Origin of the sequence: Rhizobium sp. ZW T2_16 (genome assembly GCF_044987325.1) — a bacterium.
Lineage (GTDB): Bacteria > Pseudomonadota > Alphaproteobacteria > Rhizobiales > Rhizobiaceae > Neorhizobium > Neorhizobium cellulosilyticum.
Map to the genome: position 1 here is coordinate 771,433 of NZ_JBJDRG010000002.1, position 17,312 is coordinate 788,744.

Below are 17,312 nucleotides of genomic sequence, written 5' to 3' on the forward strand. Positions count from 1 at the left end.
CTTTGGCATATTGGACTGGTTCGTGTCCAAGTATGATTCGCGATAATGGTGAACGGGAAGCGCCATCCTCACATCAGTCACACAAATTCGGAAGCGCCGTTAACCACATTAATTAGTAAGCATTTAAGTCAACTTTTTTAGTTTCGCTTTTGAATATCAGTTCGCTGGTGACTATGGCTTTAAAACCGCACCGGATTTTATTTTCCGGGAAGCCCGAGCCATGCAGCTTGTCGTTCGTCGTCCGGTGTGCTTTCAAGGACGTCAAATTCTGGATCAGGCGGAAGCAGTTCTGTGCCGCGTACGATCCTGACCTGGAGTATCGAGATTTGGTTCGAGTGACTGCGATCGTGATTTGTGCCGCCTTGGCCGGGTGTCAGGCGGTGCCTGGTGAAGGTCCTCTTGCCTCCGCGATCAACGAGGATGCCGGCCGTTCTCCGGCCGACATCGGGCGCGTGAACGCAGCGGTGTTCGATATCGTTGATGTCGACAATCACACTGCAAGACTGGTTTCGGATTATGTTTCGACGGCGTTGAAGCGTCGATTCGGTATCGGAGGAGGTCCGGGCAGGGCTGTCATCGGAATCGGTGACCAGTTGAAGGTCACCATCTTCGAAGCCGGTGCCGACGGACTGTTCTCGACCAGTGAGCAAAAGCAGACTCCAATTGAAATCGTTGTGCAGCCCGATGGCACAGCCGCGATACCATATGTGGGTACCGTGCGATTTGCCGGCCGCACTCTTGAAGAGGCGCGCCAGCAAATTCTGTCATCTCTGAAGAGCAAGGCTGTCGAACCCGACGTCATCATTGCTATGGGAGACACACCATCCCGCTCGGTAACAGTCGCCGGCGCGGTAAATCGTTCGGCGCAGATTTCGCTTAATCTGAGCGGTGAGCAGATCACCGACGTAATTGCCAAGGCAGGCGGTCCGACATCACAGCCATACGAATCCTACGTGACGCTCGTACGCGGCAAACGGACCGGCACGGCGCTTCTGAAGTCGATCGTAGAGAATCCGTCAGAGAACATCTACGTTCAGCCCGGTGACCAGATTTTCGTTACCAAGGATCCTCGAACCTTTACGCTTCTAGGTGCCGTCAAAAGCAATTCTCGCATTGATTTCGGTGCGAACGATCTGAACCTTCTGGAAGCAGTCGCACTCGGCCGCGGCGGTAATGACGAAACTGTCAATGCAAAGGGCTTTTTCCTTTTCCGCTACGAGGATCCGGAAGTGGTCGTCGGTCTCCTGGGTAAGCGCCGTTTCGACGAACTCACCCAGAAGGGAATGCAGGCTGATAAGGAAGGGCGTTATCCGATCGTCTACAGGTTCGATATGAGCCATCCGGACAGCATGCTTGTCGGCCAGACCTTCCCTGTTAAAAGTCGTGACGTGATTTACGCGTCACGACATCCGGCGGTCGACTTGACGAAGTTCCTTCGCGTTATTGGCGCGCCAGTGGGGATCGCCGTCCAGGGTGCCTCGATTTCAAATAATTTGAGTGATTGACGGTGCAGTTGCCGCATCCGCACGGGACATTTGATTGTCCTCAACCTCGTGTAGTCATCTAGAAGTAGTGGTTTGTTCTGCTTTTTTGGTGACAAGCGCGGGCAAGTATGTTGTTAAAGTCGGTGTCGGCTTAATCTGCAATAGCTATTATAGCTATGACGAACGTAAGAGTGACGATGACGATAGAAGTAATTGGCCGAGCCTGCGTTGCGCCCGGTGCCAGCTCCATAGAAGAGTTGCAGCAAGTTCTCCGAACCGGTCGTTGCACCGTCACGCAAATCCCAGCTGATCGGTGGGAACTGGCTCGTTTCTGGCATCCTACTCAAGGGACACCCGGGAAGACCTACACCTTTGCAGCCGGTGTCATCGAAGCGGTCTATGATTTCGATCCCGCTGTCTTCGGTCTTTCGCAGCGTGAGGCCATGCAGATGGATCCTCAGCAGCGCATCCTGCTGACGCTTGTTTGGAAGGCACTTGAGGATGCCAACCTGCCGGTAAGTACGCTCTCGAAGCAGAAGGTTGGGGTCTATATCGGAGCCTCAAGCCTCGACAGTGGTAACCTTTCGGCGGAAGATCCCGCTTCCGGCAGCCCGTATTTCATGACGGGCAATACGCTTTCGATTGTTTCCAACCGCATCTCTCACGTTTTTGGCTTGAACGGCCCAAGCATGACAATCGATACGGCCTGTTCCTCCTCGCTGGTCGCGTTGGACCAGGCGGCACGTGCGCTGGAACGTGGCGATATCGACATTGCAATCGTTGGCGGCGTTAACCTTCTCGTCCATCCGCTTTCCTTCGTCGGCTTCGCTCAGGCACGCATGTTGTCGCCGGAAGGCCTCTGCCGTGCTTACGACACCAACGGTCAAGGTTATGTACGTGCCGAAGGCGGCGCTGCCATCGTTCTTCGCCGCAGCGATGTCGCGCGTCAGCAGCATGATCGCAGTTATGCCAGAATCCACGCGACCGGTGTCAATTCTTCCGGCCGCACCAACGGCATCAGTCTTCCGTCGCGTGAGGCACAGGCCGACCTGCTCAATTCCATCTACAAGGGCCACGGCATTGACGTGAACCGCGTGGCCTTCATCGAAGGTCACGGAACCGGCACGCGGGTCGGCGATCCCGCCGAGGTCTGGGCAATCGGTAATGTCATCGGTCAGAAACGCCGCGCTCCGCTTCCGATCGGCTCGATCAAGTCGAATATCGGTCACACTGAGCCGGTTTCCGGTTTGTTTGGTCTGTTCAAGGCCATGCTGGCTCTGGAGAACGATTATCTTCCTGCCACGCTGCATATTGAAACGGCGAATGAGGATATCGATTTCGATGCACTCAACGTCAGGGTCAATACATCCGCCATCAAACTGCTTCCGGCAAAGGAAGCGCGGCTCGTGGGGATCAACTCCTTCGGTTTCGGTGGTACCAATGCACACGTCGTTATCGGTGATCCGGAGCCTGCAACACAGGCGGATTCGCCGGCCAAGGGGGACAATCTCCTGTTCTTGGCGAGCGCGCACAGCGCAGGTGCGCTCGAAAGCCTGTTAAAGGACTACCAGGCACGTCTTTCCGCCGCCACGCCCGAAAAAGCACGCCGCATCATCGCCGCGACGACGACGAACCGTGATGCGTTGAAATATCGGTTTGCAGTCGATACTCGAGGTGAGCGCGGTGTTCTCGATGCGATAAAGACGCATCTTGCCGGCGATGCTTCCGATGGAGAACGGGGCGAAGCTCCGTCCCTGCTTGGCAAAATAGCCTTCGTGTTTTCCGGAAACGGTGCGCAATGGGCCGGTATGGGTGTGGAGGCCTACCGCGCAAACCCTCATTTCCGCCAGTATTTCCAGTCCTTTAGCGCCTTGTTCGAATACCACCTCGGTGAGAAGTTGACGGACCTCATCGTCGCGGACAATCTCGGGGTTCGTTTGGCTGATGCGACGATTGCGCAGCCGCTGCTGTTTGCCGTGCAGGCTTCGCTTTCGGACAGCCTCAGCGCCTACGGTATCAGGCCCGATGTTGTGTTCGGTCACTCCGTCGGCGAGATTGCCGCGGCCTATGCGTCCAAGGCGTTGACGGCTGCCGAAGCCGTTGCGATCGTCGCCAAGCGTTCGCACTCACAGCATCTGTTTGCCGGGCAAGGCAAGATGGCTGCGGCTGTAATGGGCGAAGAGGCGGCAGTGGCCTTCGCCAAGAATCACGGCTTGGACGGCATTCATGTGGCGGCGATAAATGCGCCGAATTCGGTTACGATTTCTGGGCCGGCCTCGGAAATTCAGGCCTTTCGGGATGCTGCTCGCAAGTCTCAGACTGTCGTTCATATTCTGGATATCAATTATCCGTTTCACCATCCGATCATCGACAGCGCCCGTGAAGGTTTCCTTTCGGAACTGCCGGCGATTGAGCCGCAGGCGGCCGGTTGCACATTCATTTCCACCGTTACCGGTGGAATATATGACGGCCGTGGCCTTGATGCCGAATACTGGTGGCACAATGTGCGCGAACCAGTGCTCTTCCGCTCGGCGACAGAAGCTGCGCTCGATCTCGGCTGTAATCTGTTCATCGAGATCTCACCGCGCACGATCCTGTCGAACTACGTCTCGGAAATCGCCAAGAGCAGGGCTCAGCCCGCCACGGTAATCGGTTCGCTCCAGCGCGAAACGCTTGTCGAGGGTCGGGACCCGATCGCTCGCGCGTTCGCCCGCGCCATCGCCCACGGCGCGGTTCCAGCACAATCCAGACATTCGGGGAAACGCAGCCCCGTTATCGATCTGCCGCCGTTGCCATTCGAACCGACCGAGCTGAAAGTGCCGGCCACCACGGATGAGATCGACATTTTCGGTCGGGATTTCAAGAACAGCTACACGCTGCTCGGCTGGCGGAATGATCCGAACGGTTCGCATTGGAAGAACCATGTCGACGCCTTGCTCTTCCCGGATCTGGCGGAGCATGTGGTCGATGGCCGCGCGATCCTTCCGGGAGCCGGGTTCCTGGAGATTGCGGTTACCGCTGCCCAAGCCCATTTCGGCACCGACGAGGTCGAGGTTTCCAATATGGAAATCGTTCGGCCATTGGAGCTACGCCCAGATCGGATGCTGGAGCTTTCGACGCTTCTTTCTCCGGAAACCGGTAATATCGAGATCCGCTCCCGCGAACGGTTGAGCAGTGATGACTGGACCATTCATGCCGTTGGCCGTTGTCGGCGGCCGGTGGATGAAGAAATCCATCAGGTTGAAATCGCGACATCTGCCGAAGGCGGTGATAGCCTCTCGTCTGTTCAGGTTTATGAAACAGCCGAACGCTTCGGCCTGCAATATGGGCCTCGCTTCCAGCTTCTGTCGAGAGCTGTGGCTTTGGGCGATAACGTTGTCGACGTTGAACTCAGAGAAGCGGCAGAACCTGCGCATCCATATATCGGCTACAACCTCAATCCGTTCTCTGTCGATGCCGCCTTCCATGGCCTTGTTGCACTGTTTGACCGGCTTTCCGGCACGGAGACTGGCTCTCCCTATATTCCGGTTCGCTTCGGCTCGATCCGGGTCACGGGCAAGGGACGAGCGATTGCCAGGGCAAGGATAGAGATCGAACGGTTCAGCAGCTTCTCGATCAAGGTGAATTTCCGCCTGTTCGATGCTGCCGGTCAACAGATTGCCATCCTCTCGGATTGCCGTTTCCGCCGCACGTCTCTGCGTCGCCATCATACTTTGGATACCGTCGCTTTCCATTTCGACGCCGTCCCGAGCGCGCTTCTTGCAATATCCGAACCGCCAACTACAAAATTGCCGGCCCTGACCGATTTTGCATCCTCGGATGCGAAGGACAATGCATCGTTGATGATCGATGCAGCCATCTATCGGGCATGCCACGAGATTGCCTTGTCGCTCGCCGGTGACAATGGGGCGCTCCTTTCCGCCACTTTGCCGGGAGACACGGATTTCCGTGCATTCCTGACATCCTGCCTGTTCACGTTGGAGGATGCTGGTATCGCGGTCTCCTCCGGAGAAGGCTGGACGGTGCCCAGGGAGTTCTCTTTCCCGAGCATCGAAGAACTGATCCAGGAAATATACCGGGAGGACTCTTCGCGTGTCGCTGAGGCCGTCCTAGTCAACGACGTCTACCGTGATGCGCTCGAACGTCTTTCCCTGTCCGGAAAATCAGTCGATGCTGAAGATGAACATGCGCACAATGTCAGCGAAGCAACACTGGATCACGTTCTCGTTCACTCTCCACTCGGTCATCGCCGTGCTGAAACCGGCTTCGATCTGACGCAGCGTTTCTGTGAAGAGAACCACGGAAAAATCAGCTTTATCGTCGAACTCGGCACAACCAGCCAGTCTGCCAGCACACAGCTTGCCGGTCTGGCGGCATCCATCGGCGCGACGCTGGTGATCGCGGAACCGAAGGAAAATGCGCGTCGCATGCTGGAACTGGCGTTCGAGCGGAATGTGCATGTTTCCGTTGTGGAACCTCGGGCTCTCGCCAGCCTTGAGCGCGTTGATCTGATCGTTGCCGGCGGATTGTCCAGCCAGCTTATGCTGACCGGTGACGAAGATGTTCGCCAGGCTCTTCGTTCCGCTGCAGCAAAAGGAGCAGCGATCGTTTTCGCCGATCGCGCTCCCTCGGCGTTCAACGACTTCGCATTTGGGTTGTCGGACGGATGGTTCGCGGCAAGTCAGTCTGCGGATTTTCCCGTTGGTCAACTTGCCACCGCAGCGCAGGTCGAGACACTTCTGTCTGATCTCGGCTTTGAGGCTGCGTCGGTGAAGGATATGCAGCTGGACGAGGGGGCTCTTGTCCTCGCTATTGCCCAATCCCGCGCCAAAACCGAGGCTGTGCTGACGGAAGCGGACAGGGGCAGGCTGATCGTTGTTGCCGAACAGGCATCCGAACAGATGCTGGCGTCTTCCTTCGTCGATGCCGCTATCGTTCAGGCGACCGAGGCTGAACGTGCGCTGGAACTGGTGCCGGAAGACTCTAAATCACCCGTTTGCATGGTTTATCTTGCCGATCGCGGCATCGAGCAAGCCGTTTCGGCACTCGAGATTGCAAGACTGTCGCGCTTCAAGGCTCTTGCCGAGGGTATGACGCGGCAGGCGAATGGTTCTACGGGCAGGCCACGGCTTATCGTGCTTGCACCGGGTGGCTCTCCGCTTGCGGGAGAAAACAGTGATGCGGCTAACGCCGGTTTGTGGACATTCGCGCGTGTTCTGCAGAACGAGTATGATGCCGTCGACATTCACATGATCGATGCCGAAGGCGATGAAGCGGTTGCCCTTGTTGATCGGATCGCCACGCTCACAAGCGCCAATCGCGAGTGGCTTCTGGGTGAAAATGGCCTCCTGGAAATCCGCGCGGCCTCCGGCCCGTCCGCTGGCCGCGATGGAACCACGTTCGATTTCGAGGCTGCGACCATCCACCAGCTCACCAACGGTCGCGTCGATAGCATTATCTGGCAAAGCTGCGCGCTTCAGGAACCTGGTGCGGACGAGGTCATCATCACTGTTGAGGCTGCTGGTCTCAACTTCCGAGATGTCATGTGGTCCATGGGCCTGTTGCCTGAAGAAGCGCTTGAAGACGGTTTTGCCGGAGCGACGATCGGGATGGAAATGGCCGGTCGCGTCGAGCGCGTCGGCTCAGCCGTCGCGGACTTGAAGCCCGGCGATCGCGTAATGGGCATCGGCCCCGCCGCTTTCTCGACCCATGTTCGTGTCCGCCGCGATGGGGTTACGAAATTCCCGGATAGGCTCGATTTTGCCGCCGCCGCAACTGTACCCGTCGCGTTCCTGACAGCCTATTATGCCATGGTCCAGCTCGGCCATATCGAACCGGGCGAGACGATCCTCATTCACGGTGCTGCCGGCGGTGTCGGTCTTGCCGCGCTGCAGATCGCTAAGCTGAAAGGTGCAAAGGTCATCGCCACGGCCGGTACGGTCGAAAAACGCCGCTTTCTTGAAGCGCTCGGCGCAGATCATATCTTCGACAGCCGCTCGCTGGATTTCGTATCTCGCGTTCGTGCGGTCACGAATGGCGAAGGTGTCGATCTCGTCTTGAACTCGCTCTTCTCCGAAGCGATGGAGCGAAGCCTCGAGCTGGTAAAGCCCTTCGGCCGCTTCCTTGAACTCGGCAAGCGCGACTATTATTCCGACCGCAAGATCGGCCTGCGTCCGTTCCGCCGCAACATCAGCTATTTCGGCATCGATGCCGATCAGCTTCTGGTCAATTTGCCGAAGATCACGAAGCGGATCTTCGCCGAGATCGGTGAACTGTTCCAGAGCGGCGAACTTGTGCCTCTGCCTTATCGTGCCTTCGGTTACGACGAGATCGGCAGTGCCTTCCGGCTGATGCAGAATGCCGGCCAGATCGGCAAGATCGTCATTCGTCCGCCAGTTCGTGGCAAGGATCGGGTGGTTGTTGCCAGCGACCGGACATTGCGCTTCAGTGGCGAGGGTGGCTTTCTCGTTGCTGGTGGCATCGGTGGTTTCGGCCTCGTTGCAGCCGATTGGCTCGTCAACAGGGGCGCGCGCCGCATTGCGCTCTGCTCCCGCCGTGGTATCGCCGATGAGGCGACGATCAAGGCGATTGAGAAGTGGGCTGCCCTCGGCGTCGTCGCAACGCTGCATGCCTGCGATATCACCAATGAACAGGCTCTCTCCGCTCTTCTGTCCGAATTGCGCGCCGCAGCTCCGATCAAGGGTATCATCCACGCCGCCATGGTGCTGGACGATGCCTTGCTGTCGAACCTGACCGATGACCGCAATCGACCGGTCGTGGACGTCAAGGTTCGCGGTGCTGAACTGCTGGACAAGCTGACCCGTGACGATGATCTTGAGCTTTTCCTGTTGTTCTCGTCTGCCACGACCATGCTCGGTAACCCCGGACAGGCCAACTATGTTATCGCCAACGGCTACCTCGAAGGGCTTGCACGCATGCGCCGCGCGGCCGGCCGTCCGGCTCTGGCCGTCGGTTTCGGTGCGATTGCCGATACGGGTTTCCTCGCTCGCAACGCCGAGGTCAACGAGCTTCTTTCGAAGAGGATAGGCAAGACCGCAATGAAGGCGCGTGATGCGCTCGAGCAGGTCGAGAACTATCTGGTGAGCGAGACTGGGAGCATCGATGGTGCGGCGGTAATGATCGCCGAAGTGGACTGGAACGCAGTCCGCATGCTGCCGATCGCGACGGCAAGCGTGTTCGAGACCGCAATGCGGGCCGCTGGCAATGCGCAATCATCTGCCGATGGTGATCAGATAGATCTCGAAGCGCTGATCCACGGCAAGTCCGCCGATGAGGCTCAGTATATCCTGCACAAGATCGTGGCTGCGGAGATCGCCGCGATCCTTCGTGTTACCGAAGACAGTATCACGCCGGAAAAGGTCCTCAAGGATGTCGGCCTCGACAGCCTGATGGCGATGGAACTCGGTATGAGCTTCCAGCAGAAGACCGGATTTGATATTCCCTTGAGCGGTGTTGGTGAGGACACGACGGTAAGTGACGTTGTCACGCGCCTGCGCGAGAGGGTTTCGAAACGTAGTGGCGGGGAGGAGGAGGCTCCGCAGGACGAGGTGCTCGACCGTCTGGTCAAGAGCCACTCGACCCAAAGCCAGAAAGCAGCTGCTCAGTGACAGAGAAAGACAAGCCGGAAACGACAGTGCCTCCCGTGGGGGGCGCGAAGCTTGGTTTTCTGGAAAAAATGCGGCAGACCAGTGAAGTGTCCGGCCGCAATCGCGAAGCGCGCCTGAACCGTCAACCACAGGCTCCGCTTCGCCAGAACCTGAAATTCGATCAGCTTCCCGAATACCAGCGGGTATTGACCCAACGGAAGGTCGGGGAAGTGATCGGGGTGGACAATCCCTTCTATCGCTCCCACGACGTGGCGGCTGGTGCCACCACCGTCATGGCTGGCAGGAACTTTGCCAACTTCGCCTCTTACGACTATCTCGGGACGAATACGGATCCGAAGGTCACGAGCCGAGCCAAGGAAGCGATCGATCGTTACGGCATTTCCGCTTCCGCCAGCCGCCTCGTTGCCGGCGAGCGTCCCGTCCACACAGAACTTGAGGCAACCCTGGCCGAGGTTTATGGCGTCGAGGCGGCAGTTTGCTTCGTCAGCGGCTATCTGACCAATGTTGCAGCCATCAGCTGCATCGTTGGCCCGCAGGATCTCGTCGTGCATGACGAGTTCATCCACAACAGCGCGCTTGCAGGCATCAAGCAGTCGGGTGCAACGCGCCGGCTCTTCCGTCACAACGATGTCGATAATCTCGAAACCGTGCTGAAGACGCTGTCGTCGGAGTTCCGCCGGGTCCTCGTCATCGTCGAGGGCGTCTATTCGATGGACGGCGATATTGCCGACCTGCCGAGACTGTTGGAATTGCGCAGTCGTTACGGTTTCTGGCTGATGGTGGACGAGGCTCATGCGCTAGGAGTTCTGGGCAAGACGGGCAGGGGCACGTTCGAGCATTTCGACGTCGATCCGCAGGAAGTCGATATCTGGATGGGAACGCTGTCCAAGACGACGTCCAGCTGCGGCGGCTATATTGCCGGCTCGCAGGCACTTGCGGATATCCTCAAGGCCGAGGCAGGAGGATTCGTCTACAGCGTCGGGCTCGCACCTGTCTTGGCAGCAGCAGCAAAGGCTGGTCTCGACATTCTGCGCAGCGAGCCGGAACGGACTGAAGAGCTTCATCGCAACGGCGCGCTGTTTCTGCAAGAAGCCAGGAAGGCTGGCCTCGACACAGGTCTCAGCGTCGGATTTTCGGTTGTTCCGGTTCTCGTGGGCGACTCGCTTAGGGCAGTGCAGTTGTCTAACGAGCTTCTGGACGATGGCGTCAACGCACTGCCGATCATCCATCCGGCCGTACCTGAGGGGCAGGCGCGCCTGCGTTTCTTCATTACCTGCAACCACACTGACGATCAGATTAGACACGCCGTTGAAGCAACTGCGCGTCGGCTGAAGGCCTTGCAGGAACGTAATTTCGGTCTGGCATCGCTGAACATGGAGCAGATGATGCAGCTTTCACCACTGCTTCAATCGCCCAACAGCTGACTTCGGGGGCACGGCCATGCATGTCGTCGTAACCGGGGGATCGAGCGGCATCGGACTTGAAGTTGCGAAGGTATACGCCCGGCGTGGTGCGTCCGTTTCATTGATCGCCCGCAACCTCGATCGTCTGGAAACGGCTCGTAGCGAGATAGAGAAATCTTCCGGGGGAAGGGTAAAGGTCTTTTTCGCGGCCGCCGACGCAGCTGTCTGCACTGAGATGTCGTCTGCAATCATGGCCTGCGAGGCAGCCAATGGGCCATGCGATATTCTTGTCGCCTCGGCCGGCGTGGTGGAGCCGGGCTGGTTCCATGAGCAGGCGCCTGACCTGTTCGAGAGCCAATGGCAGACCAACTTTGTGGGGGTGGTCAACGCCGTGAGGGCCGTTTATGCGGGCATGAGAAGCCGCGGAGCAGGGCGCATCATGATCGTTTCCTCAGCTGCTGCCTTTATCGGCATCCCTGCCTACGCCGCCTATTGCAGCTCAAAATCAGCCCTGGTGGGGTTTGCGGATTCCCTCAGACTGGAAGCAATGCCGAAGGGCATAACGGTCGGCGTCTGTTTCCCTCCGGATACCGACACGCCTCAGCTTTCCCGTGAGCTTGAAAGCCGGCCGAAGGAGGCCGAATTGCTGATGGGTCGTATCAAGCCGAGACAAGCGCAAGAGATTGCGGAAAGACTCGTTTCCGGCATCGACCGACGCAGTGCTCACGTTTATTTCACGGCGTCGATCTCAGCGCTTGCCCTGTTTGGTCCTCTCGCAAGACCATTTGTCGAGATCTGGTATCGGCTGAGATTGGGCAGATAGGACAAAGCGCCGTCACCCTCAGACGAAAGCCTTTTGGCTGCCATCTATCTTGAGCACGGTCAGTTTGCCTGAGTAATAGGCGCCCGTGTCGATGCCGATGCGGCCCATGCCGATATCCGGCGTCGGTTGCGGCGTGTGTCCGTGAACGATCAGCAACGGCTGACCCGGGCCTTGGCTCAGAAACGGTTCCCGGATCCACATCAGGTCTTCGTCACTCTGTTTTTCCATTGCCACCCTTGGCCGCAGACCCGCATGGACGAAAATGATATTGCCGATCTTCAGGCAAATGGGCAGGTTGGCCAGGAACTGTCTGTGGTTTGCCGGAATGGCCTCGGCAAGTACCCCTTTAAGATCGGTCAATCGCCCTTTTCTCCTGGCGGTAAGGTGATGGATATCGATACCGTAGGAGATTAACGTCTGTTCGCCGCCAAGGCTGAGCCAGTCGGTATAAAGCTCGGGTTCTTCGATGAACTTGCTGAAAATGTCGTCGTGATTGCCGCAGAGCGCAAGCCTGCGCAGGCCCAGATCACTGGGTTTCTGTAGATGTTCGATCACCTGATAGGAGCTTGGTCCACGGTCCACATAGTCACCAAGCAATACGATCAGGCCGGGACGGCCCGTTCTGGCTATGTCTGCTGCGATGCGGGCTTCGGCTTCCTGGAGTTCTTTCAGACAGCCATGCACATCGCCGATCGCGTAGATCGGATAGCTTGCGGGTTCGTCACCCAGATCTATCCGGCGTCGGGAAGGCGGAGAAGGCTGGCCCATCGGGCGCCCCTTCATCCAGCCAATAAGTTTGCGCATTTAGTGCCGCCAATCACAGACAGGTAAGTCCCATAGACAATGGGAACCCGCCCCTAAAGGAGGGTTAACATACTGTCGATATTCGCAAATCAGGCTGTCTTCAATCGTTTACTGCAGGCAGGGTTAAGAGACGCGGGACCCTTGCCGTCTTCGTTGCCTGTTTGGGCATGCCCGTTTCTTGTTTTGTCGGCCAAAGTCTTGGATGATCCGCCGGGATTTTCGATGTCCGGTCTGTGCCGATCAGATTATATCGACCAGGGTTGCCGAGTTCCTGTCGAAACGTCAGGCCTTGATAGCCTGCGTAGAAGTAGAAGTCCGCCTGGGTCGTGAGCATTTTCGTCAGTGTTTCGGAAAGAGCCGGGTCGCGCGGCATGGCGGCAGCCAGATGGAAAAAGGCGAGAGCCTGCGTCGCAAGCTCGCCATCCAGTTCGCCACTGGCGAGATTGAACTTCACGCGGATATTATCTGCTGGTTCATGAATAAGGCCACGGGCCTGCAGGAAAAGTGAGGCAGAGCGGTTCGCTCCGAGACCATCCCGCAGCATCGAACACTCCCAGCCGCGTTGCTCCGATTCGGCAAAAGCCGGTATTTCCTGCGCGCCTGCCGCCTGTCTGCTGCACATATCCGCCGGGGTAGGGTTGGCCTCGATAAGGCCGGGCGCGATGGTGAACCCGGGCCAAGGCCACCGGGAGATGGGTTTCGAAATCCTCGCCACCTCACTCGAGGTTGATACCGTCGCTACGCTTGTTGCCGGTACCGGAAGGGGAATGCCGAGAAACAGAGAAAGCGTCTTGAGGTTTCGTTGATCGTTGGCAAACAACACGGTTGCGGCAACCCCGCCGATAACCGCAAGAATCAACACGATCAGGGGCCAGCGTTTCGCCGGTCTAGGTGGTGAAGCGGCCATCCGGGAGTAAGGACGAGGGGCCATTGGATCCATGGCTCGGGGTGAATTTGCGGGTTCGGATCCGACGCGGCTGAGACGTTTGCCACGAAAATCTCCTCGCCATACTTATATCATTGAATTTCAGTAAGTTCAAAGTGCGCCACGCATCCCTCTCGCATATCGGCAATCCTTTATTTCGATATCTTTTTCCTATCGATATTATATTTAAATCCAATTTAAAACTATCGGTAAATCCGTTTATTTGATTTGCCGAAGAGAGGATCTGCACCAGCTTAACCTCATGCAACACAATGGAGCGCGAGGGCGATCTCACTCGATCCCGTCCTTCGCCAAGATATAACAATGACCGGAAGGAGATCGTCATGGATGCCAAGTCTAGCGAAAACAGTGGTAAGTGTCCCGTCGCCCACGGCAGCACGCCGCGTGGACGTTCGAACCGTGACTGGTGGCCCAGCCATCTGAACGTACAGATCCTTCACACCCACTCGTCGCTTGCCGATCCGATGGGCAAGTCCTTCGATTATGCCGAGGAGTTCAAGAAGCTCGATCTCGACGCGCTGAAGCAGGACCTTCACGCGTTGATGACCGACAGCCAGGATTGGTGGCCGGCCGATTTTGGTCACTACGGCGGCCTGTTCATCCGCATGGCCTGGCACAGCGCCGGCACCTATCGCATCACCGATGGACGCGGTGGCGCCGGCATGGGGCAGCAGCGCTTTGCGCCTCTCAACAGCTGGCCCGACAACGTCAACCTCGACAAGGCCCGTCGCCTGCTATGGCCGATCAAGCAGAAATACGGCAACAAGATCTCCTGGGCCGACCTGATGATCCTCACCGGCAATGTCGCGCTGGAATCGATGGGCTTCAAGACCTTCGGTTTTGCCGGTGGCCGTGCCGACGTTTGGGAGCCGGAAGAGCTTTATTGGGGACCTGAAGGTACCTGGCTGGGCGACGAGCGCTACAGCGGCGAACGTGAACTTGCCGAACCGCTCGGTGCCGTGCAGATGGGCCTCATCTACGTCAATCCGGAAGGCCCGAACGGCAATCCGGATCCGCTCGCCTCTGCCCGCGACATCCGCGATACCTTCGCCCGCATGGCGATGAATGACGAGGAAACAGTGGCGTTGATCGCCGGCGGCCACACCTTCGGCAAGACCCACGGTGCAGGGGATGCGTCCTTTGTCGGCATCGATCCGGAAGGCGGCGAACTGGAAGCACAGGGCCTCGGTTGGTCCAGCAAGTTCAACAGTGGCGTCGGTACCGATGCGATCGGCAGCGGCCTGGAAGTCACCTGGTCGCAGACGCCGACGCAGTGGAGCAACTATTTCTTCGAAAACCTTTTTGGTTTCGAATGGGAACTGACCAAGAGCCCGGCCGGTGCCCATCAGTGGGTGGCCAAGGATGCGGATGCCTCCGTGCCAGATGCATTCGACGGTGCAAAGAAGCATCGCCCGACCATGCTGACCTCCGACCTCGCTCTTCGTTTCGACCCGATCTACGAAAAGATCTCGCGTCGTTTCCTCGAAAATCCGGCCGAGTTCGCCGATGCCTTTGCCCGCGCCTGGTTCAAGCTGACCCATCGCGACATGGGACCGAAGGTTCGCTATCTCGGCCCGGAAGTCCCGGCCGAAGACCTGATCTGGCAGGATGTCATTCCGGCCATCGAGCATCCGCTGGTCGATGATGCCGATATCGCCAGCCTGAAGGAAAAGGTCCTGGAGACCGGTCTTTCCGTCCAGGAACTGGTCTCGACCGCCTGGGCCTCTGCCTCGAGCTTCCGCGGTTCGGACAAGCGCGGCGGTGCAAATGGTGCCCGTATCCGTCTGGAACCGCAGAGGAACTGGGAAGCCAACCAACCTGCACAGCTCGCCAAGGTGCTTGGCGTGCTCGAAGGCATCCAGCAGGGCTTCAATGCCGCCAATACGGCGGGCAAAAAGATCTCGATGGCTGACTTGATCGTGCTGGCTGGTGCCGCCGGCGTCGAAAAGGCCGCAAGGGCCGCAGGCCACAGCATCGTCGTGCCCGTCACGCCCGGTCGTGCGGATGCCGCGCAGGAGCAGACCGATGTTGCGTCCTTCGCTGCATTGGAGCCGCGTGTCGATGGCTTCCGCAACTATGTCAACACCAGGCGCCTACAGTTCCTCAAGGCTGAAGAAGCCCTGGTCGACCGTGCGCAGTTGCTGACGCTGACGGCCCCGCAGATGACGGTACTGCTCGCCGGCCTCCGTGTGCTGAAGGCTGGGGCACCGGAACATGGTGTATTCACCGACACGCCGGAAACGTTGACGAACGATTTCTTCGTCAATCTCCTGGACATGGGAACTGTCTGGGCACCTAAGGCTGGCGAGACCGGCGTCTACGAAGGACGCGATCGCCATTCGAACGAACTGAAATGGACCGGCACCCGCATCGACCTGATCTTCGGTTCGCACTCGCAGCTTCGGGCAATTGCGGAAGTCTATGCCCAGTCGGACGCGAAGGAAAAGTTCATCAGGGACTTCGTCAGTGCCTGGGTGAAGGTGATGAACGCCGATCGTTTCGATCTCGTCTGATGAGACCTTGGTTCCGGGCGGGTTTCTCGCCCGGAACTTTTTATCTCTTGGCCGCTGCCGGGCTGCAGTCGATGTCCCTGAGTGGAGACATCGTTTCTGTTGTTGGATTATTTGTCGACGCTGGCCGTCGTCATCGTATCTGTCGATGATCCGGAAAAGCCGGCGTAAAGCGCCAGCGTGCCATGAAGCAACCCGGCCCACATCATGATGGATACGGCAAACACCACGATCATATTGCGAAGGCGAGACGACATTGGGACCTCTTCAATGAGATCCCAATGTGCCACCTGAAAGTTTGCGCGACGTGAACCGGAATGGTTAGCAATCGGCAACGAAAATACCGCAGGTTTTAATAACCGGGCGGCTGGCGGTCGCAACAGGGGCCTGTCTACGGCTACTTCAACCGCTGTTCTTACCTATGCTGTGATATGCAAACCCGTGCGGTTCGACCTCATGAGCGCGATAGACATTGCGCAGGTCGACGAACACCGGAGTGTTCATGATCGTCTTCAGCCGGTCGAGATCGAGCGCCCTGAACTCGTTCCATTCTGTGACGAGCACCGCGACATCCGCACCTTCCGCCGCCTCGTAAGGATTGGCGGTAAAGTCGATCTCCATCATCTGACGTGCGTTGTCCATGCCCTCCGGATCGTAGCCGGCAACGATCGCACCGGCATCCTTCAGCGTCTGGACGATGGCAATCGCCGGACTGTCCCGCATGTCGTCTGTGTTCGGCTTGAAGGTCAGGCCGAAGATCGCAACCTTCTTGCCGCGCACATCGCCGCCTGCGGCTGCAATCACCTTGCGGCCCATGGCCCGTTTGCGGTTGTCGTTGATCGCAATCGTCGTCTCGATCAGGCGAACCGGGCTTTCATAATCCTGCGCGGTCTTGGCAAGCGCCAGCGTGTCCTTCGGGAAGCACGAGCCGCCGTAGCCGGGACCTGCATGCAGGAATTTCGAACCGATGCGGCCATCGAGACCAATGCCGCGCGAGACGTCTTGTACATCCGCACCAACCCGCTCGCACAGATCCGCAATCTCGTTGATGAAGGTGATCTTCATCGCGAGGAAGGCATTGGCTGCATACTTGATCAGTTCGGACGTGCGGCGGCTGGTGTAAAGAATTGGCGCCTGGTTGAGATAAAGCGGCCGATAGACCTCGTTCATGACAGGGCGGGCACGTTCGTCTGAAATCCCGACGACAATGCGGTCCGGCCGCTTGAAGTCCTCGATGGCAGCGCCTTCGCGCAAAAATTCCGGGTTCGAGACCACGGCAAAATCCGCATCCGGATTGCTTTCGCGAATGATTCGCTCGACCTCGTCGCCGGTGCCGACCGGTACGGTCGATTTGGTGACGACAACCGTAAAACCCTTCATCGCCTCGGCGATTTCCTTCGAAGCGGCATAGACATAACCAAGGTCGGCATGGCCGTCGCCACGGCGGGAAGGAGTGCCGACAGCGATGAACACGACATCGGCTTCGGCAACAGCCGGCGCAAGCTCGGTCGTGAAGGAGAGGCGACCTGCCTTGACGTTGGTTTCGACCAGCGCATCGAGGCCCGGCTCGAAAATCGGGATGATGCCTTGCCTAAGCGCCTCGATCTTCTCTTCTGCCTTGTCGACGCAGATCACCTTGTGACCGAAATCGGCAAAGCAAGCTCCAGAAACAAGCCCGACATAACCCGAGCCAACCATGACGATGCGCATAAAG

The 17,312-nt window shown here is 58.1% G+C and carries 9 protein-coding genes; 5 read left to right on the forward strand and 4 right to left on the reverse strand.

What is annotated here, in order from left to right; translation table 11 throughout:
- The first annotated feature begins 326 nt into the window (after positions 1-326).
- The 4 genes from ACI3K0_RS09345 (at position 327) to ACI3K0_RS09360 (ending at position 11,338) form a co-directional block, all read left to right on the forward strand.
- Complete coding sequence (locus tag ACI3K0_RS09345; RefSeq protein WP_404945294.1) at positions 327-1,505, forward strand: polysaccharide biosynthesis/export family protein; 1,179 nt, start codon at positions 327-329, stop codon at positions 1,503-1,505.
- 176 nt (positions 1,506-1,681) lie between these two features.
- Positions 1,682-9,112 carry a beta-ketoacyl synthase N-terminal-like domain-containing protein gene (locus tag ACI3K0_RS09350; protein ID WP_404945266.1) on the forward strand — a complete coding sequence of 2,477 codons (7,431 nt, stop codon included), beginning with the start codon at positions 1,682-1,684 and terminating at the stop codon, positions 9,110-9,112.
- A 68-nt stretch (positions 9,113-9,180) separates the two neighbouring features.
- Positions 9,181-10,536 (forward strand): aminotransferase class I/II-fold pyridoxal phosphate-dependent enzyme, encoded by a 1,356-nt coding sequence (locus ACI3K0_RS09355; protein ID WP_183827496.1) that lies wholly within the window; start codon positions 9,181-9,183, stop codon positions 10,534-10,536.
- A gap of 16 nt (positions 10,537-10,552) precedes the next feature.
- On the forward strand, positions 10,553-11,338 hold the full coding sequence (locus tag ACI3K0_RS09360) for an SDR family NAD(P)-dependent oxidoreductase (protein WP_183827018.1): 786 nt from the start codon (positions 10,553-10,555) through the stop codon (positions 11,336-11,338).
- Positions 11,339-11,356: 18 nt separating this feature from the next.
- Here ACI3K0_RS09360 and ACI3K0_RS09365 read toward each other — a convergent pair whose 3' ends face one another.
- The gene (locus tag ACI3K0_RS09365; protein WP_183827015.1) at positions 11,357-12,142 is read right to left on the reverse strand and encodes a metallophosphoesterase family protein; all 786 of its coding nucleotides are present in this window, start codon (positions 12,140-12,142) and stop codon (positions 11,357-11,359) included.
- A gap of 100 nt (positions 12,143-12,242) precedes the next feature.
- Complete coding sequence (locus ACI3K0_RS09370; RefSeq protein WP_404945267.1) at positions 12,243-13,004, reverse strand: DUF6030 family protein; 762 nt, start codon at positions 13,002-13,004, stop codon at positions 12,243-12,245.
- Between the two features lie 407 nt (positions 13,005-13,411).
- On the opposite strand from ACI3K0_RS09370, the gene katG reads away from it, so the two are divergent.
- Positions 13,412-15,601, forward strand: a complete 2,190-nt coding sequence (gene katG / locus ACI3K0_RS09375) for a catalase/peroxidase HPI (protein ID WP_183827009.1) — start codon at positions 13,412-13,414, stop codon at positions 15,599-15,601.
- Between the two features lie 107 nt (positions 15,602-15,708).
- On the opposite strand, the gene ACI3K0_RS09380 is transcribed toward katG, so the two are convergent.
- Both ACI3K0_RS09380 and ACI3K0_RS09385 read right to left on the reverse strand, forming a co-directional pair.
- Positions 15,709-15,855 (reverse strand): hypothetical protein, encoded by a 147-nt coding sequence (locus ACI3K0_RS09380; RefSeq protein ID WP_183827006.1) that lies wholly within the window; start codon positions 15,853-15,855, stop codon positions 15,709-15,711.
- 145 nt (positions 15,856-16,000) lie between these two features.
- On the reverse strand, positions 16,001-17,308 hold the full coding sequence (locus ACI3K0_RS09385) for a UDP-glucose/GDP-mannose dehydrogenase family protein (protein ID WP_183827003.1): 1,308 nt from the start codon (positions 17,306-17,308) through the stop codon (positions 16,001-16,003).
- Between the last annotated feature and the right edge of the window lie 4 nt (positions 17,309-17,312).